The 25,948-nt window shown below is 61.7% G+C and carries 28 protein-coding genes; 24 read left to right on the top strand and 4 right to left on the bottom strand.

Annotation, left to right across the window (positions count from 1 at the left end; translation table 11 throughout):
- Nucleotides 1–5: 5 nt before the first annotated feature.
- From GBEM_RS15665 to hypE, 8 genes are all read left to right on the top strand, one after another.
- Nucleotides 6–1,685, top strand: a complete 1,680-nt coding sequence (locus GBEM_RS15665; RefSeq protein WP_012531571.1) for a nickel-dependent hydrogenase large subunit — start codon at nucleotides 6–8, stop codon at nucleotides 1,683–1,685.
- Between the two features lie 114 nt (nucleotides 1,686–1,799).
- Complete coding sequence (locus GBEM_RS15660) at nucleotides 1,800–2,279, top strand: HyaD/HybD family hydrogenase maturation endopeptidase (protein WP_012531570.1); 480 nt, start codon at nucleotides 1,800–1,802, stop codon at nucleotides 2,277–2,279.
- A gap of 17 nt (nucleotides 2,280–2,296) precedes the next feature.
- The gene (locus GBEM_RS15655) at nucleotides 2,297–2,464 is read left to right on the top strand and encodes a twin-arginine translocase TatA/TatE family subunit (RefSeq protein ID WP_012531569.1); all 168 of its coding nucleotides are present in this window, start codon (nucleotides 2,297–2,299) and stop codon (nucleotides 2,462–2,464) included.
- A gap of 103 nt (nucleotides 2,465–2,567) precedes the next feature.
- A complete protein-coding gene (gene hypB / locus GBEM_RS15650; RefSeq protein WP_012531568.1) occupies nucleotides 2,568–3,416 on the top strand; it encodes a hydrogenase nickel incorporation protein HypB in 849 nt (282 codons plus the stop codon).
- Between the two features lie 7 nt (nucleotides 3,417–3,423).
- Nucleotides 3,424–5,700 (top strand): carbamoyltransferase HypF, encoded by a 2,277-nt coding sequence (hypF, locus tag GBEM_RS15645; protein ID WP_012531567.1) that lies wholly within the window; start codon nucleotides 3,424–3,426, stop codon nucleotides 5,698–5,700.
- Nucleotides 5,701–5,803: 103 nt separating this feature from the next.
- Complete coding sequence (locus GBEM_RS15640) at nucleotides 5,804–6,034, top strand: HypC/HybG/HupF family hydrogenase formation chaperone (RefSeq protein ID WP_012531566.1); 231 nt, start codon at nucleotides 5,804–5,806, stop codon at nucleotides 6,032–6,034.
- On the top strand, nucleotides 6,031–7,122 hold the full coding sequence (hypD, locus tag GBEM_RS15635; protein ID WP_012531565.1) for a hydrogenase formation protein HypD: 1,092 nt from the start codon (nucleotides 6,031–6,033) through the stop codon (nucleotides 7,120–7,122). Before GBEM_RS15640 ends, hypD begins: the two co-directional genes overlap by 4 nt.
- Nucleotides 7,123–7,192: 70 nt before the next feature.
- Complete coding sequence (gene hypE, locus GBEM_RS15630) at nucleotides 7,193–8,203, top strand: hydrogenase expression/formation protein HypE (RefSeq protein ID WP_012531564.1); 1,011 nt, start codon at nucleotides 7,193–7,195, stop codon at nucleotides 8,201–8,203.
- A gap of 57 nt (nucleotides 8,204–8,260) precedes the next feature.
- Here the strand turns inward: hypE and GBEM_RS15625 are convergent, their stop codons facing one another.
- From GBEM_RS15625 to GBEM_RS15615, 3 genes are all read right to left on the bottom strand, one after another.
- Entirely contained in the window at nucleotides 8,261–8,533 is a 273-nt protein-coding gene (locus GBEM_RS15625) for a PilZ domain-containing protein (RefSeq protein WP_012531563.1), read from the bottom strand.
- Nucleotides 8,534–8,926: 393 nt separating this feature from the next.
- Nucleotides 8,927–9,778, bottom strand: a complete 852-nt coding sequence (locus GBEM_RS15620) for a response regulator (protein WP_012531562.1) — start codon at nucleotides 9,776–9,778, stop codon at nucleotides 8,927–8,929.
- 133 nt (nucleotides 9,779–9,911) lie between these two features.
- Nucleotides 9,912–11,132, bottom strand: a complete 1,221-nt coding sequence (locus GBEM_RS15615) for an ammonium transporter (protein ID WP_012531561.1) — start codon at nucleotides 11,130–11,132, stop codon at nucleotides 9,912–9,914.
- 239 nt (nucleotides 11,133–11,371) lie between these two features.
- On the opposite strand from GBEM_RS15615, the gene GBEM_RS15610 reads away from it, so the two are divergent.
- The 11 genes from GBEM_RS15610 to GBEM_RS15560 all read left to right on the top strand — a co-directional run bounded on the left by GBEM_RS15610 (nucleotide 11,372) and on the right by GBEM_RS15560 (nucleotide 21,393).
- Nucleotides 11,372–12,529, top strand: a complete 1,158-nt coding sequence (locus GBEM_RS15610; protein ID WP_012531560.1) for an acetoin utilization protein AcuC — start codon at nucleotides 11,372–11,374, stop codon at nucleotides 12,527–12,529.
- The gene (locus GBEM_RS15605; protein WP_012531559.1) at nucleotides 12,507–13,322 is read left to right on the top strand and encodes a hypothetical protein; all 816 of its coding nucleotides are present in this window, start codon (nucleotides 12,507–12,509) and stop codon (nucleotides 13,320–13,322) included. The genes GBEM_RS15610 and GBEM_RS15605 overlap by 23 nt, the downstream gene beginning before the upstream one ends.
- 13 nt (nucleotides 13,323–13,335) lie before the next feature.
- The gene (locus tag GBEM_RS15600; RefSeq protein ID WP_012531558.1) at nucleotides 13,336–14,277 is read left to right on the top strand and encodes a tetratricopeptide repeat protein; all 942 of its coding nucleotides are present in this window, start codon (nucleotides 13,336–13,338) and stop codon (nucleotides 14,275–14,277) included.
- Nucleotides 14,278–14,409: 132 nt separating this feature from the next.
- Nucleotides 14,410–14,814 (top strand): CoA-binding protein, encoded by a 405-nt coding sequence (locus GBEM_RS15595; protein WP_012531556.1) that lies wholly within the window; start codon nucleotides 14,410–14,412, stop codon nucleotides 14,812–14,814.
- 54 nt (nucleotides 14,815–14,868) lie between these two features.
- Nucleotides 14,869–15,297, top strand: a complete 429-nt coding sequence (locus GBEM_RS15590; RefSeq protein ID WP_012531555.1) for a hypothetical protein — start codon at nucleotides 14,869–14,871, stop codon at nucleotides 15,295–15,297.
- A 183-nt stretch (nucleotides 15,298–15,480) separates the two neighbouring features.
- The gene (locus GBEM_RS15585; protein ID WP_012531554.1) at nucleotides 15,481–16,311 is read left to right on the top strand and encodes an ABC transporter ATP-binding protein; all 831 of its coding nucleotides are present in this window, start codon (nucleotides 15,481–15,483) and stop codon (nucleotides 16,309–16,311) included.
- Entirely contained in the window at nucleotides 16,312–17,316 is a 1,005-nt protein-coding gene (locus tag GBEM_RS15580) for a DmsE family decaheme c-type cytochrome (RefSeq protein WP_012531553.1), read from the top strand.
- Nucleotides 17,317–17,331: 15 nt separating this feature from the next.
- The gene (locus tag GBEM_RS15575) at nucleotides 17,332–19,488 is read left to right on the top strand and encodes an MtrB/PioB family outer membrane beta-barrel protein (RefSeq protein ID WP_012531552.1); all 2,157 of its coding nucleotides are present in this window, start codon (nucleotides 17,332–17,334) and stop codon (nucleotides 19,486–19,488) included.
- 55 nt (nucleotides 19,489–19,543) lie between these two features.
- Nucleotides 19,544–20,473: an ABC transporter substrate-binding protein gene (locus tag GBEM_RS15570; protein ID WP_012531551.1), complete on the top strand. Its 930-nt coding sequence runs from the start codon at nucleotides 19,544–19,546 to the stop codon at nucleotides 20,471–20,473.
- A 16-nt stretch (nucleotides 20,474–20,489) separates the two neighbouring features.
- Nucleotides 20,490–20,879 (top strand): response regulator, encoded by a 390-nt coding sequence (locus GBEM_RS15565; protein WP_012531550.1) that lies wholly within the window; start codon nucleotides 20,490–20,492, stop codon nucleotides 20,877–20,879.
- A gap of 124 nt (nucleotides 20,880–21,003) precedes the next feature.
- Nucleotides 21,004–21,393 carry a hypothetical protein gene (locus tag GBEM_RS15560; RefSeq protein WP_012531549.1) on the top strand — a complete coding sequence of 130 codons (390 nt, stop codon included), beginning with the start codon at nucleotides 21,004–21,006 and terminating at the stop codon, nucleotides 21,391–21,393.
- On the opposite strand, the gene GBEM_RS15555 is transcribed toward GBEM_RS15560, so the two are convergent.
- On the bottom strand, nucleotides 21,390–21,854 hold the full coding sequence (locus tag GBEM_RS15555; RefSeq protein WP_012531548.1) for a metallophosphoesterase family protein: 465 nt from the start codon (nucleotides 21,852–21,854) through the stop codon (nucleotides 21,390–21,392). The two genes, GBEM_RS15560 and GBEM_RS15555, sit on opposite strands and share 4 nt — an antisense overlap.
- Nucleotides 21,855–22,082: 228 nt before the next feature.
- Between GBEM_RS15555 and sppA the strand changes: the two genes are divergently transcribed.
- The 5 genes from sppA to GBEM_RS15530 all read left to right on the top strand — a co-directional run bounded on the left by sppA (nucleotide 22,083) and on the right by GBEM_RS15530 (nucleotide 25,894).
- Entirely contained in the window at nucleotides 22,083–22,964 is an 882-nt protein-coding gene (gene sppA / locus GBEM_RS15550; RefSeq protein WP_012531547.1) for a signal peptide peptidase SppA, read from the top strand.
- 105 nt (nucleotides 22,965–23,069) lie between these two features.
- Nucleotides 23,070–23,606 carry a YceD family protein gene (locus GBEM_RS15545; protein WP_012531546.1) on the top strand — a complete coding sequence of 179 codons (537 nt, stop codon included), beginning with the start codon at nucleotides 23,070–23,072 and terminating at the stop codon, nucleotides 23,604–23,606.
- 15 nt (nucleotides 23,607–23,621) lie between these two features.
- Complete coding sequence (gene rpmF / locus GBEM_RS15540; RefSeq protein ID WP_012531545.1) at nucleotides 23,622–23,804, top strand: 50S ribosomal protein L32; 183 nt, start codon at nucleotides 23,622–23,624, stop codon at nucleotides 23,802–23,804.
- A gap of 54 nt (nucleotides 23,805–23,858) precedes the next feature.
- On the top strand, nucleotides 23,859–24,917 hold the full coding sequence (plsX, locus tag GBEM_RS15535) for a phosphate acyltransferase PlsX (RefSeq protein WP_012531544.1): 1,059 nt from the start codon (nucleotides 23,859–23,861) through the stop codon (nucleotides 24,915–24,917).
- A complete protein-coding gene (locus tag GBEM_RS15530) occupies nucleotides 24,914–25,894 on the top strand; it encodes a beta-ketoacyl-ACP synthase III (protein ID WP_012531543.1) in 981 nt (326 codons plus the stop codon). Before plsX ends, GBEM_RS15530 begins: the two co-directional genes overlap by 4 nt.
- Nucleotides 25,895–25,948: the final 54 nt, after the last annotated feature.

The following is a 25,948-nucleotide window of genomic DNA, read 5'->3' as shown; positions in this document are numbered from 1 at the left end:
AATAAATGTCTAGAATCACGCTTGATCCCATCACCCGCATCGAAGGGCACCTCAGGATAGACGTCGAAGCCAACGGCGGCAAGGTTACCAACGCCTGGTCCTCGGCCCAGATGTGGCGCGGCATCGAGGTCATCCTCAAGGGGCGCGCCCCCGAGGACGCCTGGAGCTTCGTGCAGCGCTTTTGCGGCGTCTGCACCACGGTGCACGCCATCTCCTCGATCCGCGCCGTAGAGCACGCCCTGAACGTCGAGGTGCCGCTCAACGCCCAGTACATCCGCAACATCATGATCGCCCAGCATTCGGTGCAGGACCACATCGTCCACTTCTACCACCTCTCGGCGCTGGACTGGGTCGACATCGTCTCGGCGCTCAAGGCCGATCCCAAGAAGACCGCGCAGATAGCCCAGAGCATCTCCGACTGGCCGGGTAACTCGGAGAAGGAGTTCAAGGCGGTCCAGGACAAGCTGAAGGCGTTCGTCGCCGGCGGCAAGCTTGGCATTTTCGCCTCCGGCTACTGGGGGCATCCGGCCATGAAGCTCTCTCCCGAGGTGAACCTGATGGCGGTGGCTCACTACCTGAAGGCGCTCGACTACCAGAGAAAGGCGTCCCAGGCGACCGCCATCCTGGGGGGGAAGAACCCGCATATCCAGAACCTCGTGGTCGGCGGCGTCGCCACCGCGATCAACACCGAGAACATAGCCACCCTCAACATGGAGCGCCTCATCTACCTGAGGACCCTGATGGAGGAGACCCGCGACTTCGTGCAGAAGGTGTACTACCCGGACCTCCTCGCCATCGCCGGCGCCTACAAGGATTGGTTCAAGTACGGGGCAGGGGTCACCAATTACATGGCGGTCCCCGAGTTCCCGGAAGACACCAAAAACGGCAAGTTCTCGCTCCCGGGCGGCGTGGTCATGGCGGGGAACATCGCCGGCATCAGGCCGGTCAAGGACCATCGCGACGAATACCTGATCAAGAACATCAAGGAAAACGTCACCCACGCTTGGTACGAGGGGAACGGCACGCTGCACCCCTGGGAAGGGGAGACCAAGCCCGACTACACCGACTTCAAGGAAAACGGAAAGTACTCCTGGTGCAAGGCGCCGACCCTGGACGGAAAGCCGGTGCAGGTAGGTCCTCCGGCCCAGATCATGGCCGCCTACGCCGCAGGAAACCCGAAGGTGAAAAAGCTCGTCGACGGCGCCGTCTCCACCCTCGGCCTCTCGATGAAGGACATCCACTCCACCATGGGGCGCCTGTACTGCCGCGGCGCGCGCGCCCACATCATGGCCGACATCGCGCTGGAAAACCTGGACAAGCTGATCGCCAACATCGCCACCGGCGACCAAACCTACGCGAACCACACCGAGATCCCCAAAGGGGAGTATCGCGGGGTGGGCTTCCACGAGGCGCCGCGCGGCACCCTGAGCCACTGGATCGTCATCAAGGACAAGAAGATCGAGAACTACCAGGCCGTCGTTCCCTCCACCTGGAACGCCGCTCCCAGAAATGACAAGGGAGAACTCGGCCCCTACGAGGCGTCGCTCGTCGGGAACCCCATCGCCGACAGCAGCAAGCCGCTGGAGGTCTTGAGGACCATCCACTCCTTCGACCCCTGCATCGCCTGCGCCGTGCACACGGTCGACCCCGAAGGAAAGGAAATCACCAAGGTGAAAGTGCTGTAAAACCAGGGGCTAGGGACTAGGGGCTGGGGGCTGGCAAAGAACGGCGGGAGGCAAGACTCCGCTTTTGCTAGCCCCCAGCCCCCAGCCCCACCTTTAGCAGTTCAAGGAGTTACCATGCAGGTCCTTATCTACGGCGCCGGGAACCTCATCCTTTCCGATGAGGGTTTCGGCGTCCATTTCGTCAGACATATGGAAGAGGTGTACCGGATACCGGAGAACGTCGAGCTCTACGACGGCGGCACCCTGGGGATCATGGTGCACTTCAAATTCGAGGAGGCCGACCGGGTCATCCTGGTGGACGTGGTCCAGGCCAAGGGAGAGCCGGGAGATATCTTCCGCTACGAGCGCGAGGACATCATGCTTAAGAACATCCCGGTGAAGATGTCCCCGCACCAGATAGGGCTCCAGGAGATGCTGCTGATCTCCGAGATGCGCGACGCGCCGAAGCCGGATCTCACCTTCTTCGGTATCGTAGCGGGCTCGCTCGAACCGGGAGACCAGCTCACCCCGCCGCTCAAAGCGGGGCTGGAGAAGGTAGCCAAGCTGGTGGTCGAAGAGCTGAATAAGGTCGGAATCGACCTCGAGCGCAAATAGCGCCAAAGGAGAAGGATATGTTCGGAATCGGTTTACCGGAACTCTGCGTCGTGGCGGCGATACTGCTGGTGGTCGCAGGACCCTCCAAACTGCCGCAGTTCGGCCAGGCGCTGGGGAGCAGCATCAGGGGATTCAAGAAAGCCCTGAACAGTGACGATAGCGTCAAGGTAGAAGAAAAAAGGTAACCGCGACAGGGTGCGCTTTATGCACCTCTTGCCGCGGTTTTCGGGTATACTTGGCGCTCTGTGGGATCAACGCTCATGAGCCAGCCTTGGAGGATCGACTAATATGTGTGTAGATTGCGGGTGCGGCCCGTCTGACGGCAAACATGCCCATGACCATGACCATGAGCACGAACACCATGGGGATGGTCACCACCACGGTCACGACCACGGGCATGGCCACAGTCATGATCACGGCCAAAAGCACCATCATCACCAGCACCACGATCAGGCGCAGCCCGCCAGGAAAGTGCTGATAGAAACTGACATCCTTGCCAAAAACAACCGCATGGCGCAGGGAAACCGGGCGCTGTTCCGCGACAAGGGGCTTTTCGTGCTGAACCTGGTCAGCTCTCCGGGGTCCGGCAAGACCACCATCCTGGAACGGACCCTGAGGGATCTCTCCGGCTCCTGCCATCCGGCGGTGATCGAAGGGGATCAGCAGACCGACAATGACGCGGTGAGGATCGCCGCTACCGGCGTACCGGTAAAGCAGGTGAACACCGGGGCTGGTTGTCACCTGGACGCGCACATGGTGCTGCACGCCGTGGAGCACTTCGACCTGGACCGCCTGGACCTGCTCTTGATCGAGAACGTCGGCAACCTGGTCTGCCCCGCTTCCTTCGACCTGGGCGAGCACCACAAGGTGGTGGTGTTGAGCGTGACCGAGGGTGAGGACAAGCCGCTCAAGTACCCGCAGATGTTCCATGCGGCGGACGTGATGCTCCTCAACAAGGTCGACCTGCTTCCTTATCTCGATTTCGACGTCGAGGCGTGCAAGGAGATGGCGCGGCGGGTGTCGCCGCAGATCAGGATCTTCGAGGTCTCCAGCAAGACCGGCGCCGGGATGGACGCCTGGTACGGCTGGCTCAAAGAGCAGATGAAGCAGGCCTCCGGGGGGTCCCCTGGAGCGTGATGCGGCCATGCAGAGCGCGCCGGAGCGTGCCGCCATCGAGATAGGCGGCATAGTGCAGGGCGTGGGTTTCCGCCCCTTCGTCTACCGGCTCGCCAATCGCCTCGGCCTCTCCGGCTGGGTCCGCAACACCGGTGAAGGCGTGCAGATCGAGGTCGAGGGAGATGCCGCCGCCATAGAGGAATTTCGTCTTGCCGTGCGCGACGAGGCGCCCCCTTTGGCGGTGATCTACCAGCTGCGTGCGCAGCCGATTCCCGCGGCAGGGGCAACCGGCTTCGCCATCGTCGAGAGCGCCCGGAGCACCGCCGGCGGCGAGGTCTCCCCCGATTGCGACGTCTGCGACGACTGCCTCGCCGAACTCTTCGACCCCGATAACCGCCGCCACGGCTACCCATTCATCAACTGCACCAACTGCGGCCCGCGCTATTCCATCATCACCGGCATCCCCTACGACCGCCCCGCCACCACCATGGCAGGCTTCGCCATGTGCGACGACTGCCTGGCCGAATACCACGATCCCGGCAACCGGCGCTTCCACGCGCAACCAAACGCCTGCCCGGTCTGCGGTCCGCATTTGTCCCTTTTGGAGCCAAGCGGCGCCCCGGTCTGCGGCGACGCGCTCAAGCTGGCGCTGGAGGCGCTCTCCCAAGGGAAGATCGTAGCGGTGAAGGGTGTAGGAGGGTACCACCTGGCGGTGGACGCCGGCAACCAGGCTGCGGTGGAGCGGCTGAGGCAGCGTAAAAGGCGCGATGAGAAGCCCTTTGCCATGCTGGCGGCCGACCTCGAAATGGTGCGCCGTCACGCGCACTGTTCCGAGCTGGAGGGACGGCTGCTGCTCGGGGTTGAGCGCCCCATCGTGCTGATGAGGAAACTTGCCGGCTCCTCAATCAGCGACCTGGTCGCTCCCGGCAACGGGTGGTTCGGGTTCATGCTGCCGGGAAACCCGCTGCAGCATCTGCTGGCCAGAGGCCACGGCGCCCCCCTGGTCATGACCAGCGGCAATCTCTCCGACGAGCCGATCGCCTACCGGGACGGCGAGGCGCTGGAGATGCTCTCCGGCATCGCCGACCTTTTCCTCACCCACGACCGGGAGATCCATACCCGCACCGACGATTCGGTGCTCCGCCTCTACCGGGGGGAGCCGCTTTTCCTGCGTCGCTCGCGCGGTTACGTGCCGCGCGCCGTGCAACTGCCGGCAGAACAGGCAAGCGTTCTCGCCGTCGGGGGCGAACTGAAGGCGACCCTTTGCCTTACCCGCGGGGACCGGGCTTTCATGAGCCAGCATATCGGCGATCTCAAGAACGCGGCGACGCTGGCGTCCCTGGAACAGAGCGCGTCGGACCTGCAGAGCCTTTTGGAGATAACACCTGCGCTGGTGGCGCATGACCTGCACCCGGACTATCTCTCCACCCACTACGCTACCGCTCTCGGGCTTCCGGCCGTGGGGGTGCAGCACCACCACGCCCACATGGCCTCCTGCATGGCGGAGAACGGGTTGGAGGGCGAAGTCATAGGAGTCATCCTGGACGGCACCGGCTACGGGACCGACGGCACCACCTGGGGGGGCGAGTTCCTGGTGGGCGGCTACAGCCGCTTCGAAAGGCACGCGCACTTTGCCCCGTTGAGGCTGCCTGGGGGGGATGCTGCCGTTAAGGAGCCGTACCGCATGGCGCTCTCGGCGCTCTACTCCCTGCACGGCGACCGACTTTTCGATCAGCCGCCGGCGGTTCTTTCCGAAGTGGCGCAGGCCGACCGGCCGCTCTTTTTGAAGATGCTGGAGAAAGGGATCAACTCCCCGCTCACTTCGAGTTGCGGCCGGCTCTTCGATGCCGTGTCCGCCTTGATCGGCGTGCGCAGCCGCATCAGCTACGAGGGGCAGGCGGCCATCGAGCTGGAGGCCCTGGCCGAACAGGGGGGGGAGGTGGAGCCCTACCCGTGCCAGGTGCGGGAAGAGTGGGGGCACGTTTTGGATTTTGCTCCCGCCATCGCCGCCATCTGTGCCGACCTTGCCCGGGGGAGAAGCCGCGCCGATATCGCGCGCGCTTTCCACCGCACCGTAGCCCGCGGCGTTCTCGACGTCTGCCGCAGGCTGCGGGAGGAGACTGGCTACGTGAGGGTGGTGCTCTCCGGGGGGGTATTCCAGAACCGGCTCCTGACCGAGGAGGTGGCGGAGTTGCTGGCAGGCGATGCGTTCCAGGTCTACTGCCACCGGTTAGTCCCACCGAACGACGGCGGGCTCGCCTTGGGCCAGGCGGCGATAGCCGGGACGATGCAGGCCCGCGGTTAGCGACTGAGCGCAGCGCAAGAGGGGGGGCAACCCCCAGGTTTTGCTAAATCTTAATCTTAATCTTAATCTTTATCTGCGACTGAGCGCAGCGAAGGAGCTTTATATGTGTGTCGGTGTACCCATGCAGGTGATCAGTATCGAAGGCGATCAGGCGCTCACCGAGGTCGACGGGGTCAAGCGCGAGGCGAGCCTCATGCTGCTGGACCAGGAGGTCAAGGTGGGCGATTTCGTCATCATCCATGCCGGCTTCGCCATCTCCAAGCTGGACGAGGAGGACGCCAAGGCCACACTGGAGCTGATGCGGGAGGTTTTCGAACCGGAGCTTATGGGATGAACTACCAGGACAGTTTTCGCGACAAGGAGTTGGTGCAGGGGCTGGCGCGACGCATCGCCGAGCTGACCCGCGGTAGGAAGAAGCCGCTGGTGTTCATGGAGGTCTGCGGCACGCACACCATGGCGATCTACCAGTACGGGTTGAGGAGCCTCCTGCCGCCGGAGGTTAAGCTGATCTCCGGGCCCGGCTGCCCAGTATGTGTCACCCCCAACGGCTACCTGGACCGGGCCATCGCCCTGAGCCGGCTCCCCGACCTCACCATCACCACCTTCGGCGACATGCTCCGGGTCCCCGGTTCCAGTTCCTCGCTGATGGAGGAGCGCGCCAAGGGAGCCGATATCCGCGTCGTCTACTCGCCGCTGGACGCGGTGCGGATCGCCGCTGCCAATCCGGCTAAACGGGTGGTCTTTCTCGGCGTCGGTTTCGAGACCACCGCGCCCACCGTGGCCGGGAGCATCCTGGCCGCCAAGGCGCAGGGGCTCTCCAACTACTTCGTGCTCGCCTCGCATAAGACCATGCCGCAGCCGATGGCGATCCTGTCGGCCGACCCGGATCTCTCGGTCGACGGCTACATCTGCCCGGCCCACGTCAGCGCCATCATCGGGGCCGACGCCTATCGGTTCCTGTGCGCCGAATACCAGGTCCCCTGCGTGGTGACGGGGTTTGAGCCGACCGACGTGATGCAGGGGGTGGAGATGCTGGCGCGCCAGGCACTGCAAGGGGAGAGCCGGGTGGAGATCCAGTATTCGCGGGTGGTCAGGTGGGAGGGAAATGCCAAGGCGCAGGGCTTGCTGGCGGAGGTTTTCACCCCCTTTGACGCCCCGTGGCGCGGCATCGGCGTCTTGCCCGGCAGCGGCCTCAGGATCGCCGACGCCTACGGCGAATTCGACGCCGAGCTTGCCCTCCCGGTGCAGGTAGAGGAGCTGAAGGAACACCAGGGATGCCTTTGCGGGGAGATCCTGAAGGGGAAGGTGGCGCCCGGCGACTGCCCGCTCTTCGGCGGCAAGTGCACCCCGGAATCGCCCGTCGGCGCCTGCATGGTCTCCAGCGAGGGGACCTGCGCCGCCGCCTTCAAATACGGACGTTAGAGAAACGGGCCTTCAACCGGGTCAGACAGGTCAGACAGGTCAGACAGGTCAGACAAAAAAGGAGCATGCATTGAACGACGACCTCATCCTCTTGGGACACGGCAGCGGGGGGAAGCTTTCACACCAGCTTCTGGACGAGCTGATCATACCGAACCTCTCCGGGGTCCCGGCAGCGGGACAAAACGACGCGGCCCTGCTCAACATCGGCGGCGTCAAGCTCGCCTTCACTACCGACTCGTACGTGGTGGACCCCATCTTCTTCCCGGGGGGGAACATCGGCGACCTCGCGGTGAACGGGACGGTGAACGACCTGGCCATGATGGGGGCGCGTCCGCTCTGCCTCAGCGTCGGCTTCATCCTTGAGGAGGGGTTTCTCAAGAGCGAATTGGCCCGCATCGTCATCTCCATGAGGGAGGCCGCCGACGCTGCCGGCGTCGCCATCGTCACCGGCGACACCAAGGTGGTCCCCAGGGGGAAAGGGGACCGCATCTTCATCAACACCTCAGGCATAGGCGCCGTTGAGCACAGCCTTTCCATCAACGGCGCCGCGGCGCGCGTGGGCGACAAGGTCATCGTCAACGGCTGCATCGGCGACCACGGCATCGCGGTCCTCTCCGCCCGCGAAGGGCTGGAGATAGACAGCGGCATCAAGAGTGACTCCGCTCCTCTGAACGGCCTCGTGACCGAGCTCCTCCCGCTGGGGGACGCGCTGCACGTGCTGCGCGACCCTACCCGCGGAGGGGTGGCGACGACGCTCAAGGAGATCGCGCTGCAATCGGGGGTTACCGTCAAGCTCAGCGAGGAAAATCTGCCGGTGAACGCGGGGGTGAAGGGGGTCTGTTCGATACTGGGGCTGGATCCGCTTTACGTGGCTAACGAGGGGAAGCTGCTGGCCCTGGTGGCGCCGGAGAGGGCCGGGGAGGCGCTGGCAATCATGCGGCGCCACCCGCTTGGCAAGGATGCCGCTGTCATCGGCGAGGTGACCGAGAGTTCAGCCGGTCGGGTGGTGATGGAGACTATGGTGGGAGGAGTTCGGGGAGTGGAGATGCTTGCCGGCGAGCAACTACCCCGCATCTGCTGAGGTTGCGCCCGGCGGATCCGCGCCACTCCCCGTTTAGGTGACTGGCCTGGATCCCACTCAATCGAGCAGGGTCTTCTCAAACTGCAGCCCCATCCCCTTGTCGGTTATCCTGACCACCTTAGCCTTAAGGTCGCAAAGTACCTGCGGCGTAAGCGTGTGGTAGATGGTGACCGAGACCGCATCGTTCAGGTCCAGCTTCTTTGCCACGGTAACGAAAACCCCCTTCATGCTGAGGTTCTCCACTTCCCCCTCAAGGGTCAGATCATTCTGATGGATGTTGGCTTTTGCATGTAAGGCCAACCTGGCGAAGTTTCTTTTCTCTTTGTACATCGCCCCTCCCTTTTTCTAATTAATTTATTCTGACCTCGTTGTTTTTGTCGACGTTAGTTTACTTTAATCTATTTTGATTGCAAGAAAGGTCCGAAAAAGTTCTGTAAATTTAGGTAGCAGGGGTAATCCGGGCTCCGTCGCTTCGGAGCACATTCTCATTCTCATGGGAAACCAATCTAATGGGAGTTCTAAGTGGGGGGTAAAGGCCTCTTTGGGGTGCGGCGAAATGCGGGGGGATTTCTCACTGAGGTCGGGAAGAAAACGGCTGTCTTCTCCGCACTGTGGGGAACACGGCCACCGCCAAAACTTAGCTGTTGCGGTTGGAAAGGGAAGCGGCAAGGCGTCCGGCATTCGGCTGTTTAGCGAAAAGAGCCGAGGCACCGTGGGGAGAGGTCACAGCGTAGCAACTGCCTGCTGCTCTTTCCCCTTGTCCAAAATCTGGAATGCGCGTTTCACGCGCGAGACTACGCGGATAGTCATCATGGGCTTGGCTATGAAGTCGTGAAAGCCGGCTTTGAGCGCACGGTGTTCTTCTTCAGGCGAGGCTTTCGAGGTCAAAAGTATCATGGGGGTCCCGGCGCTGGCAGGGTTTGCCTTGATGGCGCGCATCAGGGCGTAGCCGTCCATCTTGGGCGCCCCGGCGTCGCAAAGGATCAGGTCCGGCCGTTGAGAGAAGGCTATCTTCAGCCCTTCGACCCCGTCCCGGGCAGTATATACTTGGTATCCTTCGTTTTTTAGGGCACCCTCGACGTCGCAGCTTATGCCGGCGCTATCGTCGACCAGGAGGATCTTCAAGGAAACGTTATCCGCTGCCTGGTTACGAAGGTAGTGCTGCTTGATCGCGCCCAGGATCTCCTCGCGGGCGGCCAGCACCTGCACGATTTTGTTGCAGCTATGCCGTTCCAAGAGGTCGAGGGTCTCGCTGTCGATGGGGTCGCTGACGGCGATGGCGAGGACCCCCCCCTGCCGCTTCAGCGGAAAGACCAGCTTGTTGATGGCGACTTCGCCCGGAACCAGCTCTAGGAGCTCGCCGGGAACGTTTTGCACAGCGATCCTCTTCACCATCTCCATCCCCGACTGCTGGGCCAGGGCCTCGACCAGTTCTTCCGGGGTGATCACCCCCATCTCATCGAGAATAGCCCCCAGCCGCTTGCCGGACCCCTCTTGCCGGGTCAGGGCACGTTCCAGTGTCTTTACCGTGATGATGCCGGACTGTACCAGGATCTGTCCCAAGGGTATCTTCATGATAGAGTACGCCTCATAAATGTTATTAGAATTTATTAACAGTGGAGATAATACATTCTTCCCTGCAAAATTCAAAATAAAAAAAGGGGTTCCGATACCGGAACCCCTTTTTTTTGCCAATTATGCCGGGCAACTACCGGATATGCTCCTCGGGATAGGCGCCGATGCTGTGAATGGAGAGGTCTGCCCCCCTGAACTCGTCCTCCTGCTCCAGCCTTATGCCGACAGTCTTGGAGAGGATGCCGTAGATCAGGAAGCCGTTGCAGAGCGCGAAGACGATGGCGGCGAGGCTACCGAGGGTCTGGGAGGCTAAGCTCACCCCGCCCATTCCGCCCAGCGCTTCCTGGCCGAAGATGCCGGCCGCAATGCCGCCCCAGGAGCCGATGACACCGTGCAGCGGCCAGACGCCGAGCACGTCGTCGATCTTGAGCTTCTCCTGCTCGATGTGGAAGCCGTAGACGAAGATGACGGAGGCGATAGCGCCGGTGACAAAGGCACAGAGCGGGTGCATCAGGTCGGAGCCTGCGCAGACGGCGATGAGCCCGGCGAGCGCGCCGTTGTGCACGAAGCCCGGGTCGTTCTTCCCGGCGATGAGCGCTGCCAGCACGCCCCCCACCATGGCCATGAGCGAGTTGACGGCGACGATGCCTGAGATTTTCTCCAGGTGGCCGGCGCTCATCACGTTGAAGCCGAACCAGCCGATGGCGAGGATCCAGGAACCCAGGGCCAGGAAGGGGATGTTGCTGATCGGGATCGGGTGCGACTTCCCTTTCAGGTAGCGCCCCATGCGCGGGCCGAGGATGATGACTGCGGGGAGCGCGAGCCAGCCCCCGATGGAGTGCACCACCACCGAGCCTGCATAGTCGTGGAACTCGGCGCCACCGACCTGCTTGAAGAACGCCTGGAGCCCGGCGCTGCTCTGTCCCCAGATGAGGGACTCGAAGACGGGGTAGGTGATCCCGGCGAAGATTGCGCCGGCGATGACCTGCGGCCAGAACTTGGCGCGCTCCGCTATGCCGCCGGAGATGATGGCGGGGATGCAGGCCGCGAAGCAGAGCAGGAAGAAATAGTGGGTGATGTCGTACCCCTGGTTGTCGCCGAGGATCTGCTTGACCGGCTTCAGGAAGCTGATGCCGTAGGCGATGGGGAAGCCGATCAGGAAGTAGACCACGGTCGACACGGACCAGTCGGTGAGGATCTTGACGAAGGCGTTGACCTGGTTTTTCCGGCGTACCGTCCCCACTTCAAGAAAGGCAAACCCTGCGTGCATGGCGAAAACCATGACCGCTCCGAGCATAAGGAAGAGTACATCGCTGCTGCTGCCAAGCGCTGTCGTCGCTGACATCCCGTTCATCTAGCTACCTCCGTTGGTAAATGCCCCCCCTTCGTTGGGGAAGCGCCCAAAGAAAGCAAGCTCTTTGCCAATCCGGTATCTACCTGTAAACAGAGACTTCTCCCTTCCCCCCTAATGAGGAGGCAGCCGTATATTGCCTGTAAAATGGGCGAAGCTGCCTAAGCGGTAAGCAGGAATTAGTGGTTGACCTGCCGGAAGCGAGCAGGTAGATTTGTCGCCTATTCGGCCGGAGGTAGCTTTTGTCCCGCAAAACCGCTCTCATCGCCTGCGCCGATCTGGCAGGCTACAGCTACGGCGACCACCATCCGTTCAAGGTTCAGCGCTACCGGCTGGCCCACGACCTCATGGAGGCCTACGGCCTCTTGGAGCTGCCGGGGATGGAACTGGTGCGGCCGCGCCCGGTCGGCGAGGCGGAACTGTTGACGGCGCACAGCCGCGAGTACCTGGACCGGCTGCGGGAGTTCAGCGCTTCGGCAGAACCCAGGGCGGATTTCCGCTTCGGCCTTGGCGACGTGGAAAATCCTGTCTTCCCAGGCGTTTACGACTGGGCCTGCCTCGGGGTCTCCGGTACCGTGGAGGCGGCGCGCCTGGTGACGGAAGAAGGCTTTGCCGCCGCCTTCAACCCCTTCGGCGGCTATCATCACGCCCAAAGAAGCCGCGCGTCGGGGTTTTCTTATTTGAACGACGCCGTGGTGGCCATAAACCACCTGGTGCAACAGGGGAAGCGGGTGGTTTACCTGGACCTGGACGCCCACCACGGCGACGGGGTGCAAAACGCCTTCTACCAAAGCGACCGGGTCTTGAGCATCTCGCTGCACGAAAGCGGCGTCTATTTCTTTCCCGGCACCGGCTTCGAGCGGGAGTCGGGCGAGGGGGCGGGGCGGGGCTACTCGGTGAACCTGCCGCTTTTGGCCCACACCGACGACGCGCTCTTCATGAAGGCGTTCGACGAGGTGGCCTTCCCGCTGATCGCGGCGTTCGACCCGGACGTGCTCTTCACCCAGCTTGGCGCCGACACCTTCAGGACCGATCCGCTCACCAGGCTCGAGGTCACCACCCACGCCTATTCTTATATACTGCGCAAACTGCGCGCCCTGCAGATCCCCTGGGTGGCGGTGGGGGGAGGGGGGTACGACATGATGAACGTGGCCCGCGCCTGGACCATCGCCTGGGGGGTGATGAACGACCGGGTGCTCTCGCCCCGGCTTCCCGCGTCCTTCGTCAAACTGATCTCGGACCTTGGGTACCCGCACCGCATGCTCCTGGACGCCATGCATTGGGCCCAGGAGGACGACCGCAACCGGGCGCTGGACGCGGTGGAGAAGAGCATCGCTTACCTGCGGGCCCAGATCTTCCCGGTTCTCATCGGCGACTATGGCACTAAACGGAGCACATGAGCTTAAGCTGGAGGTCGGGGGGAATCAGCTTTTCTCCCTGTACGACATCAACCGGCTGGACCCTCCCGAGAAGGAGGAGATCTACCGGTCGCTTCTCCCTGCGCGCCTGAAGCAGATGCTGCGGCAGGGGGAAGGGACGGTGGATGTCATCGCGCCTCAGGGGCTGCGCTTTGTGCGCCTGCAGGCCCGCAGGTCCCCGGGCGACCCTGATCCGGTCTTCTTTCTTGAGCTTTGCGACACCCATCACGGGCAGATGGAACTTTCCTTCTGCGTCATAGCCGACCCGGCCGCCCCCCGCTTCGACGTCGATCTCGACCCGCAGGGGCGCAACAACCTCTTCGCCACCCTCGGGAGAAACCTCACCGAGGAGCAAAGGGCCATGGAGGCGGGGCTCTTTCCCAACCAGACCCGCCATGGCTTGAGGATGTTCGGGGAATTCCTGCCGCTATTGGAGCTGTTCACCGCGAGGCTCGGCATGGACCTGATCATGGCCGAGCCGCTCACCTACGACAACGCGATCCGCTACGAGAAATACGGCTTCGACTATCTGGTGGGGAAAAGGCTGATGCAGGAGATCGACGCCGGCTTTAAGCCCGGCGGCGCGCTGTTCCGGCGCCTGGACGGCTCCACCCCCTTCCGCAGGCCGGGGATGGAAAAGAGCGTCATGGGGCGCAGCTGGGCCATCCACGACGGGATCATGGACGAACCGTGGGACGGTGTCAGGATCTACAAGAGCATCGGCGTCCATGCCGGGGTGAACACCTTCACCACCGAAGAGCCTCAGGTACTTTAAGAAGGAGACAGATATGGAAGAGAGCACACCCATTCCCGGGATTATCTATTACCAACCTGGTGCCGGCAGCCAGGTCACCGGCCTTGACGGCAAGGTGGTCCTGCCGCTTGGCCCCGAGCCGCTGCCGCTTCTGGAGGAGGACTACCAAAAGCTGGCAGGGGAAGCCCCGGGCTACGACGCCGTGGGGCGCGGCATCTACCAGGCGCTGCGCTCGGATCCCGGCTGCCGCCACTGCGAGCGCTACGCGCAGATGCTCAAGGGGTACCCCCACTACGTATCCGAACTGGCCACCCACATCCTCATGCTGGGGGAGAAGGACGTCGAGGTTCCCTACCTGGAGCGGCGGGTGAAGCTCCTTAGGGTCCTCTGCCTCATGGAGCCGCAGGACGGCAACTTCCCCCTGGAGATCGGGGCGACGCTCCTGGAACAGGGACTGCGCTTCTCGGCGCTGCACCTCTCCACAGTGACCCTGTACAAGGCCGAGGCGTACCTGGAGAAGGCGCTGCGGCTTGCCCCCGACCTGATGAAGGCGAAGTCGACGCTTGCGGAGGTCTATTTTCTCCTGGGCAAATACGAGAAGGCGGCGGCGCTTTGGCGCGAGCTGCTCCCGGGCGTGGAAGAGAAGACTTTGGCGGAACTGAACGCGCGGCTGGAGCGTATCGAGAAGGGGGAGGTCCCGAGGGTTCCCGCCGTCGATTACCTGGAGGCGATCGCCTGCTCCATGTCGCTCAGGGAAGAGGGGGCTTTCCAGGAGGCGGCAGCCATTTTGAACGACGTCATGGCCGACGCCTGGTTCGCGCTGGAATTCCCGATGGCGGAGATCCCCTACCTGCTGGCCCTTTGCTGTCAGGACATGGGGGGCGCCGGCGATGCCCGCGTCTATCTGCGCCAGGCCCTGAGGCTCAATCCCGACTTTTCCGAGGCCAAAAGCCTTCTTGAGAAACTGCAGCAATAAATAGGGGGCGCTTTATGTTCGGATTTTCCGCGGCGGACTGTATCTTCATTGCCGGGGTGATGGTGGTAATCTTCTTCTTCGTCGCGCTTAGCGGCATGCGCAAGAGGTAAATCAACCTTTCGGAGGTGCATTATGGCAGTCCCGGATCTGAAGCAGATACTTACCAGGTACCGCACCGTCGCCGTGGTCGGGCTCTCCCCCGATGCCGGCAAGCCGAGCCACGAGGTGGCCCACTATCTGCAAAAAGCCGGTTACCGGATCATACCGGTCAACCCCGCCTGCCAGGAGGTGCTGGGGGAGCTTTGTTATCCCACCCTCGCTGAGATCCCCGGCGAGGTCGAGATCGTCGACGTCTTCCGCCGCTCCGAGTTCCTGCCGGAGATAGTGGAGCAGGCCATCGCCAAGGGGGCCAAGGTGATCTGGATGCAGGAAGGGATCATCAACGAGGCCGCGGCCCAAAGAGCCATGGACGCGGGGCTTGAGGTGGTGATGAACCGCTGCATGCTGAAGGAGCATGCCAAGGCGGTGCATCGATGATCCCTCCCGCCGGAAGCGCGGTACGAAAGCGGCTGGAAAGGCAGCGGGGCGGCGATGCCCGCTGAGCGCCCCCCCTTTGCGCTGTTGCCGCTTGCCGTGGTGGCCGGCTTCTCCCTGCTCATGGCATTTTCCAACTACGGCGCCCCCTTCCCCTTCCTGGGTGTCATCTACGAGGGGGGGGCGGCGAAGTCCCTCGCCTTCATGGACTCGCTCCTCTCTCTCTACCTGCTGATCGGGGTGCTGAAACGGCAGCAGCTGACCGTCTGGCTCCTGATGGCCTACAACCTGTTCGACATCTGCAATGCCTGGATCAACCTCGCCATCATTCCCATCGAGGAATACGCGAAACTTGCGGCCGTTGCTGTCTCTGAGGACGACCTCCGTTTCAATACCCTTTTCGCCACTGTCATAGTCGTGCTGTTGAACCTGTACCTTTTCCGTATCAGGCGCCAGTTCGACAACCGATCTCCCTATCTTTTTTAGACCGCTGCCGGTGCCGTTTCGTCGTTACCTAATCGTAACTTATCACAAACATTCCTGTTGCCAGTGAACGTCCATCTCTGTTAGTATGTGGCGCGTCTCATCCAGCCGTCAGGCGCTCACTGCTCCTGTCAAGGTGAGGGAAGCCTCCGCCGGCACCGCCCGCGGCGCGCTCAAAGGAGAAGGATGTTCGAGAAGATAAAACACGGCCTGTCCGCCTCCTTCTTTCATCAGGATAGCCATCGCCCGGTAAATCTGGAAGATACCAGGGGGGTCGGCATCAGGGTCGAGCAGTTGAACAAGTTCTTCGGGCCGAACCACGTGCTGAAGGACATCGACCTGGAGATCTACGCCGGCGAGACCTTCTGCATCATCGGCCCCTCGGGTACCGGTAAAAGCGTCCTCTTGAAACACATCGTCAAGCTGGAGACCCCCGATAGCGGCGAGATCTTCATCGACGACATGCCCATCTTCGCCCAAGGGCAGGGAGCCGTGGCGCGCGACTACCGCTACAGCATGGTTTTCCAGTCCTCGGCGCTCTTCAACTCGCTGACCGTGGGAGAGAACGTAGGCCTTTGGCTTCGGGAGAAGAGGGTCTGCAAGGAAGCGCAGGTCCGGGAGATCATCAAGCAGAAGCTGGAGATGGTGGGGCTCGTCGGCAAGGAAGAACTCCGCACCTCCGAGCTCTCCGGCGGGATGAAAAAACGCGTTGCCATCGCCCGGTCGCTGGCGATGAACCCTGACCTGATCCTCTACGACGAGCCTACCGCCGAACTCGACCCGGTGACCACGGACGAGCTGGCCAACACCATCATCAAGCTCAAAGAAAGCACCCGGAACACGACGGTCATCGTCACCCACGACCTGAACTTCGCGCTGTACATCTCCGACCGCATCGCCATGATGCACGGCGGCTCCATCGTCGAGGTCGGGACCCCGCGCGAGATCAAACGGAGCGAGAACCCCATCGTGCGCGGCTTCATCTACACCACTACAAAGGGGATAAGGGGGGAATAGATGGCATCTGCACGCACCCTGCGCTGCATCAAGTTGTTTATCCTCGTGGCGCTCGTCCCTGTCATCTCCGTTTCCTGCGCCAACCTCAAACAGAGCCATCCGCTCCTCCCCACCCGCGACTACGAGAAGATGATCGTAGGGAGGCTCGACGCCGAGTACGTCGGGACCAGCAACTGCGTCTCCAAGTGCCACGCCCACGACAAGATCAGCGACGACTTCGGCCACAGCATCCACGGCGAGCAGATCAAGCCCGAGACCGGGCTTCCCCTGGTCAACTGCGAGTCGTGCCACGGCCCCGGCAGCCTCGCCATCGCGCACCTCTCCGACGACACAGAAGAGAACAGCCGGCTCAAGAAGAAGTGCGACACCTCCAAGTTCCTGGACATCATGAACCTCCCCCCGCAGGCCCAGTCCCTGATCTGCCTGAAATGCCACTCCGCCGCGTCCATCCCGGCCCTCGCCCACTGGCGCTCCAGCGTCCACGCCTTGAACGACGTGAGCTGCTTCGACTGCCACAAACTGCACCAGGGGCCCCAGCAGAAGGTGAGCCGCGACCAGATGTCGGAGATGTGCTTTAGCTGCCATCCGCAGGTGCAGGCGGAGAACTCGCTTTTCTCGCACCATCCGCTGCGGGAGAAGAAGATGTCCTGCGTTGATTGCCACGAGGTGCACGGCTCGACGCAGGAGCGCCTGCTCAAGGGAAACTCCATCAAGGAAACCTGCACCAGGTGCCACATGGAGAAGCAGGGGCCGTTCGCCTTCGAACATGGCGACGTCACCGAGAACTGCACCAATTGCCACACTCCCCACGGATCGGTGAACAACAACCTGCTTAACGCGAGCATGCCGTTTCTCTGCCTGCAGTGCCATACCGGGCACCTGGCCATGGAGACGCCCGGGTTGAAGAGCCTTTTCAACAATCGCTGCACCGACTGTCATTCCCAGGTGCACGGCACCGATACCCCCTCCCAGGCGCTGACTGGCAGGGGCACGCTGCGCCAGTAAACGCAAAGGAGCCGGATGGTGAACAAGCCTCTTGATCTTGTATCTGCCGTAATCTCGCCTCTTATCTTGCTGCTGCTGGCAGCCGGCAGCGTCTGCGCGGCAGAGGGGGACATAATCGAGGTGCCGGTGGCGGACGCAGACCTTTTGGAGGCGCCCCCCGAGCCGGAGCCGCAGCTGCTGGTGGACCTGAACCCGCTCCCGGCCGAGTACGACCGGCAGGTCGAGGTGCTGGAGCAAAAGGGAGGCTCGCTCGGGTACAACTGGCTTTTCAAGGATCGAAACGCCGGGCGAGCCCTTGAGTACGGCTTCTCGGAATCCAGCCGCAGTGGCGGCGTGTTTTACCGGCACATGGAAAAGGACAGCAACCTCGAGCTGGAAGGGTTCTACCTCAACGAAAACGACTATCACGGCGACCTGATCCTCGACTACCGCGGCGACTACCGCCTGCATCTGAGGACCGAGTCGCTCTACCACAACCTGGACCGCGAAATCCTGTTCTCCCCTTCTTTTCAGTCAGGGTCAAACAGCGGCGGCTTAGCGACCTATGAGCCGATACAGCTCGACGCCGGCGCCAAGTACGGCGTCAGCGTGGTGCAGGACCGGGCCGACTTCCGCTACCGTCTGCACGACTTTCCAATGCACCTGAACCTTGGCTACTGGCGCTACCAGAGGGAGGGGAGCGTGCAGCAGATCTTCTCCGACGCCTCCTTCGAGGGGACGGTGAACCGGGTCTTCGCGCAGGCAAGGCCGGTGAATCAGCAGGTCCAGGAAGGGCGCCTGGGTTTCGACGCCCATCTCGGGCTGGTGGACGTCATCTACGATTTCAAATTCCGCAGCTTCGAGGACAAGCTCTCCACCCCGGTCGCCGACTACGTGGCACGTCCCGATCTGGCCGGAAATCCCCTAACTCTGGCAGGGGCGCAGCAGCACAACGAAAACCCCGACAGCCGTTTTTACTCGCACACGATAAAGCTGCACAGCTCCATGTCCGGCGGGCTGGTAACCGGCGCCTCCTACTCGGTGGAACAGCGCGAGAATCTTTCCAAGCTGACCGACACCGTCGGGGTACAGCACGCCAGGACCTATCTGCAAAACGCCGCCGGCGACTTCGTCTATACGCCCGACCGCGAGTACACCTTTTCCATCAGATACCGGCGCCAGGAGGTGGAGCACGGAAACCGCGGCGCGGTCCTAAGTTCAAACCTGCTTCTTCCCGCAGCGCTGTCGCGCCCTCCCGTCGACACGGTGAAGGATCTCGTCATAGCCTCCGTCTCCTACAAGCCGCGGCTAAACCTCTCGCTGGTGGGTGAGTACCGCGGAGAGTTCCTGCAGAGAAAGCACGTTTCCCTGTTCCCGTCCGAGAGCAGTTGGGCCCTGCCGGAGAATACCAACACCAACACCGGATCGCTCGCGGTCCACTACCGCCCGATCAAGGGGCTGCGCACCAGCGCCCATCTGTCCTACGCCACGAGTGACAATCCTTCCTATGGAGAGTCGTTTGGGGAAAGGCGCGAGGGTAAGCTTCTGGCGAACTACACGCGCAGCAACGTATGGGGATTGACGGGCCACGCCCTCTTCAGGCATGACAAAAACGACGAGGTGCCGCACTACCTGGTGCTGTTGAACCGGGCGAATCCCGACCCGGTCAGCTACACCGCCGCTCCCCTCTCCTTCAGAGACAAGCGCAGCGAGAACTCGAACATAGGGGCATGGGTGGTTCCGGTGCACAGGCTGACCTTGGGGGCGAACTACTCCTACCTGCGCAACAAGATCGATCAGCCGGTGTTCTTTACCGGGGTCTTTGTCCCTAGCCAGTCAGGTGCCAAGTACGTGAACCGGGCCCATGTCTATTCCCTCAACGCTGCGTATGCTGCGACCGAAAAGCTCGACCTCTCGCTTTTGCTGCAGCAAATCGAGTCGACCTCGATCTTCAGCCCCGACCCTGCCGTCTTCACAGTGGGCATACCTGGGAGCACCGCGGGGATCGGCGAGTTGAGCACCTCGCGTGCCGTCCAACGCACCGTTTCGGCGCGGGGGGAGTACCGCTTCAACCAGGTGTTGTCGACCTCGCTTGAGTACACCTTCAGGGATTACGAAGACAAGAAAGCAGAAAACAGCGCCTTCAACGGCTCGGCTCATGCGATAGTAGCCGTGGTCGCGGCCAAGTGGTGATTAAGAACGAGGAGCAGGTACCCTGAAATCGATCCGCTTCATACTCCTGCTGATTGTGATATGCGCCCTCGTCCCGGCGTCGGACTCCCGCGCGGCCGGAAAACTGGTCGCCGCGCTTCTGACCTGCGATCTGCCGCGCTACCGCGATGCCCACAAGGCCTTCGTGAAGGCGCTTGTGCTCAAGGGGTATGACCAAAGCAACGTCGAAGTCATCACCCAGACCCCCAACCCCGATCTCATCTCCTGGTCCAACAGCATCCGCAAGTTCAACGCCATCGGCGCCGACGTCATCGTCGCTTACGGGACTTCCGCCGCATTGGCCGCGCTGCGCGAGTCGCACGATATCCCGATAGTCTATGCCGACGTCTACGGGCCGGTCGAGACCGGGGTGGCGAAGAGCATGGTATCGAGCGGGCGCAACATCGCCGGGGTCAGTTCCAAGGTCCCCCTGGTCACCCTGGTCAAGACCGCCATGGATCTCAAGCCGATCCGGTCGCTGGGTGTTGTCTGCGCCAGCAGGGAAGAAGGGTCGCAGGTGCAATTGAAAGAGGCCCGCAGGATAGCCGCGCAAGCAGGAATGGTCGTGGTAGAGGCGAACCTCGCTTCCTCGGCGGGGTTCGATGCCGCGCTTGCGTCGCTTTTCGCTTCCCGTGTAGACTGCATCTATGTGACCGAGTGCACCGTGGGCAGCCGCAATTTCGAGAAGATCGTGCACCGCGCCACCGACCTGAGAATCCCGGTGATCTCGCAGATGCCCGGGGCGGCGCACAAGGGGGCGACTATCTCGCTTGAGGCAGACCCGGTCGAGCAGGGGCAAGTGGCCGCCGAGTACGTAGCTCGCATACTGGCGGGAAAGAGGCCCGGGCAGCTCCCGGTAGTGACCCCCAAACGCGTTGACTTGATCGTCAACATGAAAGCAGCCAAGTCCATGGACTTGAACGTCCCCTTCCCGGTGCTCACCGCAGCGACCCGGGTTCTTAAATAGATAGGTTGAGGTATCGATGGGAAAGATTCTTATTGTGGATGACGATGCACCTTTCATTGGGGCATTGACTGACAAGATACGGGCTCTCTATCCACTTCTGGATGTGGTGGGGTGTACCGATCCCTTGGAGGCGCTCACCGCACTCAAGGAACAGGATATCGACCTGCTGCTGGTCGACCTGGAAATGCCGATGCTGGATGGGACCAAGATTCTCAACTACGCGGTCTCTTTAGGAATGGACAAGAACAGGATCGTGATATTGTCGGGGCGTGATTCGGACTACCTGCACGAGCAGTTCCCGATGGGAACCTGTCTCGCTGTATTGAACAAGTATGAGGCCAAGCAAAAGGCGGTACTGGACATGATCTTCAGCTCCATGCATCGAAAGGCAGGGGCTAGGGACTAGGGACTGGTTGGTAATTGCGAGTAATTAATATAATAGGGACGAAGTGCTCCGGGATGGGTCGGCTTTTGATTTTGCCAGCCCCCAGCCCCTAGCCCCCAGTCCCTGTTTTTTACGAGGTTTAAGAATGGCAAAACAAATGAGGCTCACCTGCTACGGGCGGACGCAAAGCAGGCCGGAGTGGGAAAGCCCCCTCGGCGGGGTGACGTTCGATCTGTTTTTCGCGGAACTGGCGCAGGAGCTGGAGCGCTTCGGCATTACGCTGGAGCGCGGTGTCGCCTGCGGCGAGGTCATCGAGGTGAAGAGCTACGGCGACCTTTTGAATTCGGTGAGGATCGCTTCCCCTTCGGACGGGATAAGCAACGTCTGCGTGGGACACGTCATCGGCCAGAGCCCCCACCTCGACCCGCTCGAAGACATCAGGCGCGCCGTGAACCGCATTGCGTTCGCGCCGGAAACGGTCCCCCCCGACAGCGAGAACCGCAAGGTCTGCCATAACTGCGGCTGCGGCTGCTAGATAGGGTACAACTTCGCGCTCGCCGTCGCGCCGTGAATGGTGACGATGGCGAAGCTTCCCGCTAACCCTTCTTTTAACGGACCGGGGTTGACGAGCAGCATGCCTTGCGCCGCCTCGACCGCCGGTAGGTGCGTGTGGCCGTAGAGCACCACGGAAGCTTTCGCCTCGATCCCCTTGCCGATCAGCTCCTTCAACCCGCTTTTCACCCGCTCCCTGTTGCCGTGCGTCGCCAGGATGCGGCACTCGCCCAGTTCCAAGGTGAGCTCCGCCGGGAGACCGCGGTCGAAGTCGCAGTTGCCCGCCACCTTGTGTACCGTCACTCCCAGCACTTCTTCCAGCATGCGTGCATCCTCGGAGCCGTCTCCCAAATGGATTATCCCGTCGACATCGCCGGCCATCTGATGCGCCCTGAAGGCATGTGCGTAATTGCCGTGGCTGTCAGAGATAACAAGTAGTCTCATAGCTCCTCTTCTCGTTGCTGCGGATTCGCGCTGGTTATTTTGTTTTTGCGCGTGACCGCTCATAGTGTAGAGTTGTTGGTGCCGCAGCGTCCGGCTTTGTCATGCGCGCATTACAGATATAGGATAACGGCTGCGCCTATGACAAGGAAAAAACTGCGGGATTGAGTTTACACCAAAGCAGCTGCCTGATTGTGTTCGCCAACTGCAGGTCAGCTTTTAGGAGGAAGAATGAAAAAGGGATGCATGTTCTATGGCTCCTTGTTTATAGCAGGGGTGTTGCTTCTTTTCCTTTTCTGTGTCGGCGTCGTCAAAGTGTTATTGAACGACGGGGATAGCTTGAAGGGCGACGGGGTCGGCCTGGTCGAACTGAAGGGGCTGATCGTCGACGGGCAGGAGACGGTGCGGCAGCTGCGCGAGCTGAAAAAGGACGAGCGGGTGAAGGCGGTGGTTTTGCGCATCGACTCGCCGGGCGGTGTCGTCGGCCCCTCCCAGGAGATCTACGCTGCCGTGAAGGGGGTGGCGAAGGTGAAGAAGGTGGTGGTCTCCATGGGGAGCGTCGCCGCTTCGGGTGGATACTACGCGGCTGCGCCGGCTACCCTCATCTACGCCAACCCCGGCACCATCACCGGGAGCATTGGCGTCCTGATGAAGTTCTCCAACATCGAGGGGCTGATGGACAAGGTGGGGCTGAAGGCCTTCACCATCAAGACCGGCAAGTTCAAGGACGTAGGCTCCCCGGTCCGCACCATGAGCGACGAGGAGAGGGGGATGCTGCAGGGGGTGATCGACAGCACGCACCAGCAGTTTATAAAGGCGGTCGCCGAGGGAAGGAAGCTTCCGGTCGAACAGGTGCGCGCCATCGCCGACGGCAGGATCTTTTCCGGAGAGCAGGCGCTGGCTGCAAAGCTCGTGGACCGGATCGGCACCCTGCAGGACGCAGTCGAGGAAGCCGGGCGGCTGGGGGGTATCAAGGGTGAGCCCGAGCTGATAAGTCCTCCCAGGAAGAAGAGCAGGATTTTCGGCGCTCTGAGTGAGCGGGCCGAGCAGCAACTGGAACAGTTTTCCGGCTCAGACAGTGGCGTCAGTCTCGACTACAAGTTGGGTTGGTAAAGCCCTGACAATGGGGCTGTGATAGGCGTATCGTTCCTCAGATTTGCCTTGACAAAAAAGTCGCCATCTATATACTGAGAAACTTTGAAAAAGGGGGAGACCGTCTTGAAGATAGAGATCGAGAAGGTTAAGAAGAAGCAGGTCGACCTCTCCGAAGTTGAGCCAGCCTCCCACTTTCCCACCCTGATGGAGATGGAAAAGGCAGGCGAGTGCAGCTTCACCGCACCGGTCACAGCCCAAGTTTCGGCGGTCTGGGAATACGACCACGTAAGGGCGGCCGGCAAGGTGGAAACGGCAGTCAGGCTTACCTGCTCGCGCTGCCTTGCCGAGTACCAGTCCTCCGTCTCCTCGGAGTTCACCATCTTCTATACGGAAGCCAAAGGTGAGGAGCTCGACGAGGAAGTTGAACTCTCCGACGAGGAACTGATCTCCGCCAGCTACAGCGGCGACGAGATCGACCTGACACCCGAGATCGCGGAACAGGTCATGCTGGAGATACCCTATAAGCCTTTGTGCAAAGAGTCGTGCCTGGGGCTTTGTCCGCAGTGCGGCGCTGACCTTAACGCCGGAGAATGCGGCTGCGATCGCGGCGGGATTAATTTGAAGATGGCCGCCCTGAAGAAGATCAAGATAGAAAAGTAAAAAAGGAGAATTACCATGGCTGTACCTAAGAAGAAGACCTCCAAGTCGCGCAAGAACATGAGGCGTGCACACGACTTCCTGACTCCTCCCACTGTCTCGACCTGCCCCCAGTGCAAAGCCCCCAAGCTCCCGCATTGCGTCTGCCCCTCCTGCGGCACCTACAAGGGACGCCAGGTGCTGAAAGCCGAAGAACTCTAGTCTTCTCGGTTTCACACTGTCGTGACTGTACGGAATACATTCCCCAGGGGAAATATGAGAGTTGCTGTCGATGTAATGGGGGGCGACAACGCCCCTCATGTTGAAGTAGAAGGTGCAGTAGCTGCGGCCAGGGAATTCGGCGTGCCGGTCACCCTGGTCGGAGACGCCGAAAAGGTTCGGGCTGAACTGGCCCGCTACGACTGCAAGGGACTCGACATCGAGGTCTGGCATGCCTCCGAAGTGGTCGGCATGCACGACTCCGCCTCCGACGCGGTACGCAAGAAGAAGGACTCCTCCATCCGCATCGCCTTTGAGCTGGTCAAAGGGGGCGAGGCTGTAGCCGTGGTAAGCGCCGGCAACTCGGGCGCCACCATGGCTGCCGGCATGTTCGTGCTGAAAAGGATGAAGGGGATAGACCGCGCCGCGATCGCCCAGCTTTTTCCCACCGTCTCCGGCAAGACCCTAGTGCTCGACGTCGGCGGCAACGTCGACTGCAAGCCGATACACCTGGTGCAGTTCGCCGTCATGGGCGAGGTGTACGCCAGGTTCGTCATGGGGGTCGACAACCCCAAGGTCGGCCTCCTTTCCAACGGCGAGGAGGCGAGCAAGGGGAACGAGCTCACCCGCGAAACCAGCGCCCTCTTGCGCGAAAAACCGATCAACTACATCGGCTACGTCGAGGGGCGGGACATCTTCAACGGCTCGGTCGATGTGGTTGTTTGCGACGGCTTCGTCGGCAACGTCGCGCTGAAACTCTCCGAAGGACTCGCAGAGGCCGTAGGCAAGATGCTCAAGGCCGAGATCAAAAGCAGCTTCCTGTCCCAGATCGGCTACCTCCTAAGCCGCAAGGCCTTCAATAACTTCAAGAAAACCGTAGACTACGCAGAGTATGGCGGCGCGCCCCTGCTTGGGATCAACGGCGTCGGCATGATCTGCCACGGCGGTTCCAATCCCAAAGCAATCAAAAACGCTATCCGCTTTGCTCATGAATATGCGCTCAAGGGGGTTAACGGCCGCATGGCCGAGAAGCTCAACGAGAGTTTCCCCGGCGACGCACGTGAGCGTGAGGGCGCCCCGGCGCCCGACGCAGGAACAGAAAGGGTTGCTTCATGATTCGTCCGAAGATCACCGGTACCGGCTCCGCCGTGCCGCAGAAAGTACTGACCAATTTCGACATTGAAAAAATGGTGGACACCAGCGACGAATGGATCGTCTCCCGTACCGGGATCCGGGAGAGGCGCATCGCCTCGGAAGGGGAGTTCACCTCGACCTTCGCGGCGCTGGCGGCACAAAGGGCGCTGGAGGCAGCGGGGGTGGCGCCGGAAGAACTCGACCTCATAGTGGTCGGCACCCTGACCCCCGACTTCCCCTTCCCCGCTACCGCCTGCATCGTGCAACAGATCATCAAGGCCCCCAACGCATTCTGCTTCGACCTCTCCGCCGCCTGCTCCGGTTTCATCTACGCCTTAGCCACCGCCGAGAAATACATCCTTTCCGGCAAGGTCAAAAAGGCGCTGGTCATCGGCGCCGAGGTCCTTTCCCGCATCGTGGACTGGACCGACCGCAACACCTGCCTTCTTTTCGGGGACGGTTCCGGCGCGGTGGTCCTGGAGGCGGTCGAAGGTGAGAGCGGCATCCTCTCCACCCACATGCACAGCGACGGCAACTACTGGGAGATCCTGTACCAGAAGGGGGCCGGTAGCCGCAACCCGGCGACCCAGAAGAACCTGGACGACCGCCTGGTCTACCTGACCATGCAGGGGAACGAGGTGTTCAAGCTGGCGGTGCGCGCCATGGGCGAGGTCGCCCAGGAGGCGCTTGCGGCAAACGGGCTCACCCCCGATGACGTCTCCCTTTTCATCCCGCACCAGGCCAACCAGAGGATCGTCGATTCCATCGGCAAGAGGCTCGGCATCACCGGCGAGCGCGTCTTCGTCAACCTGGACCGCTACGGCAACACCTCGGCTGCGTCGATCCCGATCGCGTTGGACGAGGCGGTGCGCGCCGGCCGGCTCAAGGAAGGGGACATCCTGCTTATCGACGCCTTCGGCGGCGGCCTCACCTGGGGCGCCTCCCTGATCCGCTGGTAGATAGTCTCCCATCGACGTTCCCTCCCCCGGAGGGGGAGGGACAGGGAGGGGGCG

It is taken from the genome of Citrifermentans bemidjiense Bem, from assembly GCF_000020725.1.
Taxonomy (GTDB): Bacteria; Desulfobacterota; Desulfuromonadia; order Geobacterales; family Geobacteraceae; genus Geomonas; species Geomonas bemidjiensis.
The sequence above is the reverse complement of the archived record's forward strand: the minus strand, read 5'-3'. Positions and strand labels throughout refer to the sequence as shown.

Coding starts and splice junctions, on each gene's coding strand:
- GBEM_RS15625 (WP_012531563.1), bottom strand. CDS start 8,533: ATGTACAAAGAGAAAAGAAACTTCGCCAGGTTGGCCTTACATGCAAAA.
- hypB (WP_012531568.1), top strand. CDS start 2,568: ATGTGTGTAGATTGCGGGTGCGGCCCGTCTGACGGCAAACATGCCCAT.
- hypD (WP_012531565.1), top strand. CDS start 6,031: ATGAACTACCAGGACAGTTTTCGCGACAAGGAGTTGGTGCAGGGGCTG.
- GBEM_RS15595 (WP_012531556.1), top strand. CDS start 14,410: ATGGCAGTCCCGGATCTGAAGCAGATACTTACCAGGTACCGCACCGTC.
- plsX (WP_012531544.1), top strand. CDS start 23,859: ATGAGAGTTGCTGTCGATGTAATGGGGGGCGACAACGCCCCTCATGTT.
- GBEM_RS15580 (WP_012531553.1), top strand. CDS start 16,312: ATGGCATCTGCACGCACCCTGCGCTGCATCAAGTTGTTTATCCTCGTG.
- GBEM_RS15555 (WP_012531548.1), bottom strand. CDS start 21,854: ATGAGACTACTTGTTATCTCTGACAGCCACGGCAATTACGCACATGCC.
- GBEM_RS15600 (WP_012531558.1), top strand. CDS start 13,336: ATGGAAGAGAGCACACCCATTCCCGGGATTATCTATTACCAACCTGGT.
- sppA (WP_012531547.1), top strand. CDS start 22,083: ATGAAAAAGGGATGCATGTTCTATGGCTCCTTGTTTATAGCAGGGGTG.
- GBEM_RS15655 (WP_012531569.1), top strand. CDS start 2,297: ATGTTCGGAATCGGTTTACCGGAACTCTGCGTCGTGGCGGCGATACTG.
- GBEM_RS15575 (WP_012531552.1), top strand. CDS start 17,332: ATGGTGAACAAGCCTCTTGATCTTGTATCTGCCGTAATCTCGCCTCTT.
- GBEM_RS15605 (WP_012531559.1), top strand. CDS start 12,507: ATGGCACTAAACGGAGCACATGAGCTTAAGCTGGAGGTCGGGGGGAAT.
- hypF (WP_012531567.1), top strand. CDS start 3,424: ATGCAGAGCGCGCCGGAGCGTGCCGCCATCGAGATAGGCGGCATAGTG.
- GBEM_RS15615 (WP_012531561.1), bottom strand. CDS start 11,132: ATGAACGGGATGTCAGCGACGACAGCGCTTGGCAGCAGCAGCGATGTA.
- GBEM_RS15665 (WP_012531571.1), top strand. CDS start 6: ATGTCTAGAATCACGCTTGATCCCATCACCCGCATCGAAGGGCACCTC.
- rpmF (WP_012531545.1), top strand. CDS start 23,622: ATGGCTGTACCTAAGAAGAAGACCTCCAAGTCGCGCAAGAACATGAGG.
- GBEM_RS15640 (WP_012531566.1), top strand. CDS start 5,804: ATGTGTGTCGGTGTACCCATGCAGGTGATCAGTATCGAAGGCGATCAG.
- GBEM_RS15560 (WP_012531549.1), top strand. CDS start 21,004: ATGGCAAAACAAATGAGGCTCACCTGCTACGGGCGGACGCAAAGCAGG.
- GBEM_RS15565 (WP_012531550.1), top strand. CDS start 20,490: ATGGGAAAGATTCTTATTGTGGATGACGATGCACCTTTCATTGGGGCA.
- GBEM_RS15620 (WP_012531562.1), bottom strand. CDS start 9,778: ATGAAGATACCCTTGGGACAGATCCTGGTACAGTCCGGCATCATCACG.
- GBEM_RS15530 (WP_012531543.1), top strand. CDS start 24,914: ATGATTCGTCCGAAGATCACCGGTACCGGCTCCGCCGTGCCGCAGAAA.
- GBEM_RS15660 (WP_012531570.1), top strand. CDS start 1,800: ATGCAGGTCCTTATCTACGGCGCCGGGAACCTCATCCTTTCCGATGAG.
- GBEM_RS15590 (WP_012531555.1), top strand. CDS start 14,869: ATGCCCGCTGAGCGCCCCCCCTTTGCGCTGTTGCCGCTTGCCGTGGTG.
- GBEM_RS15585 (WP_012531554.1), top strand. CDS start 15,481: ATGTTCGAGAAGATAAAACACGGCCTGTCCGCCTCCTTCTTTCATCAG.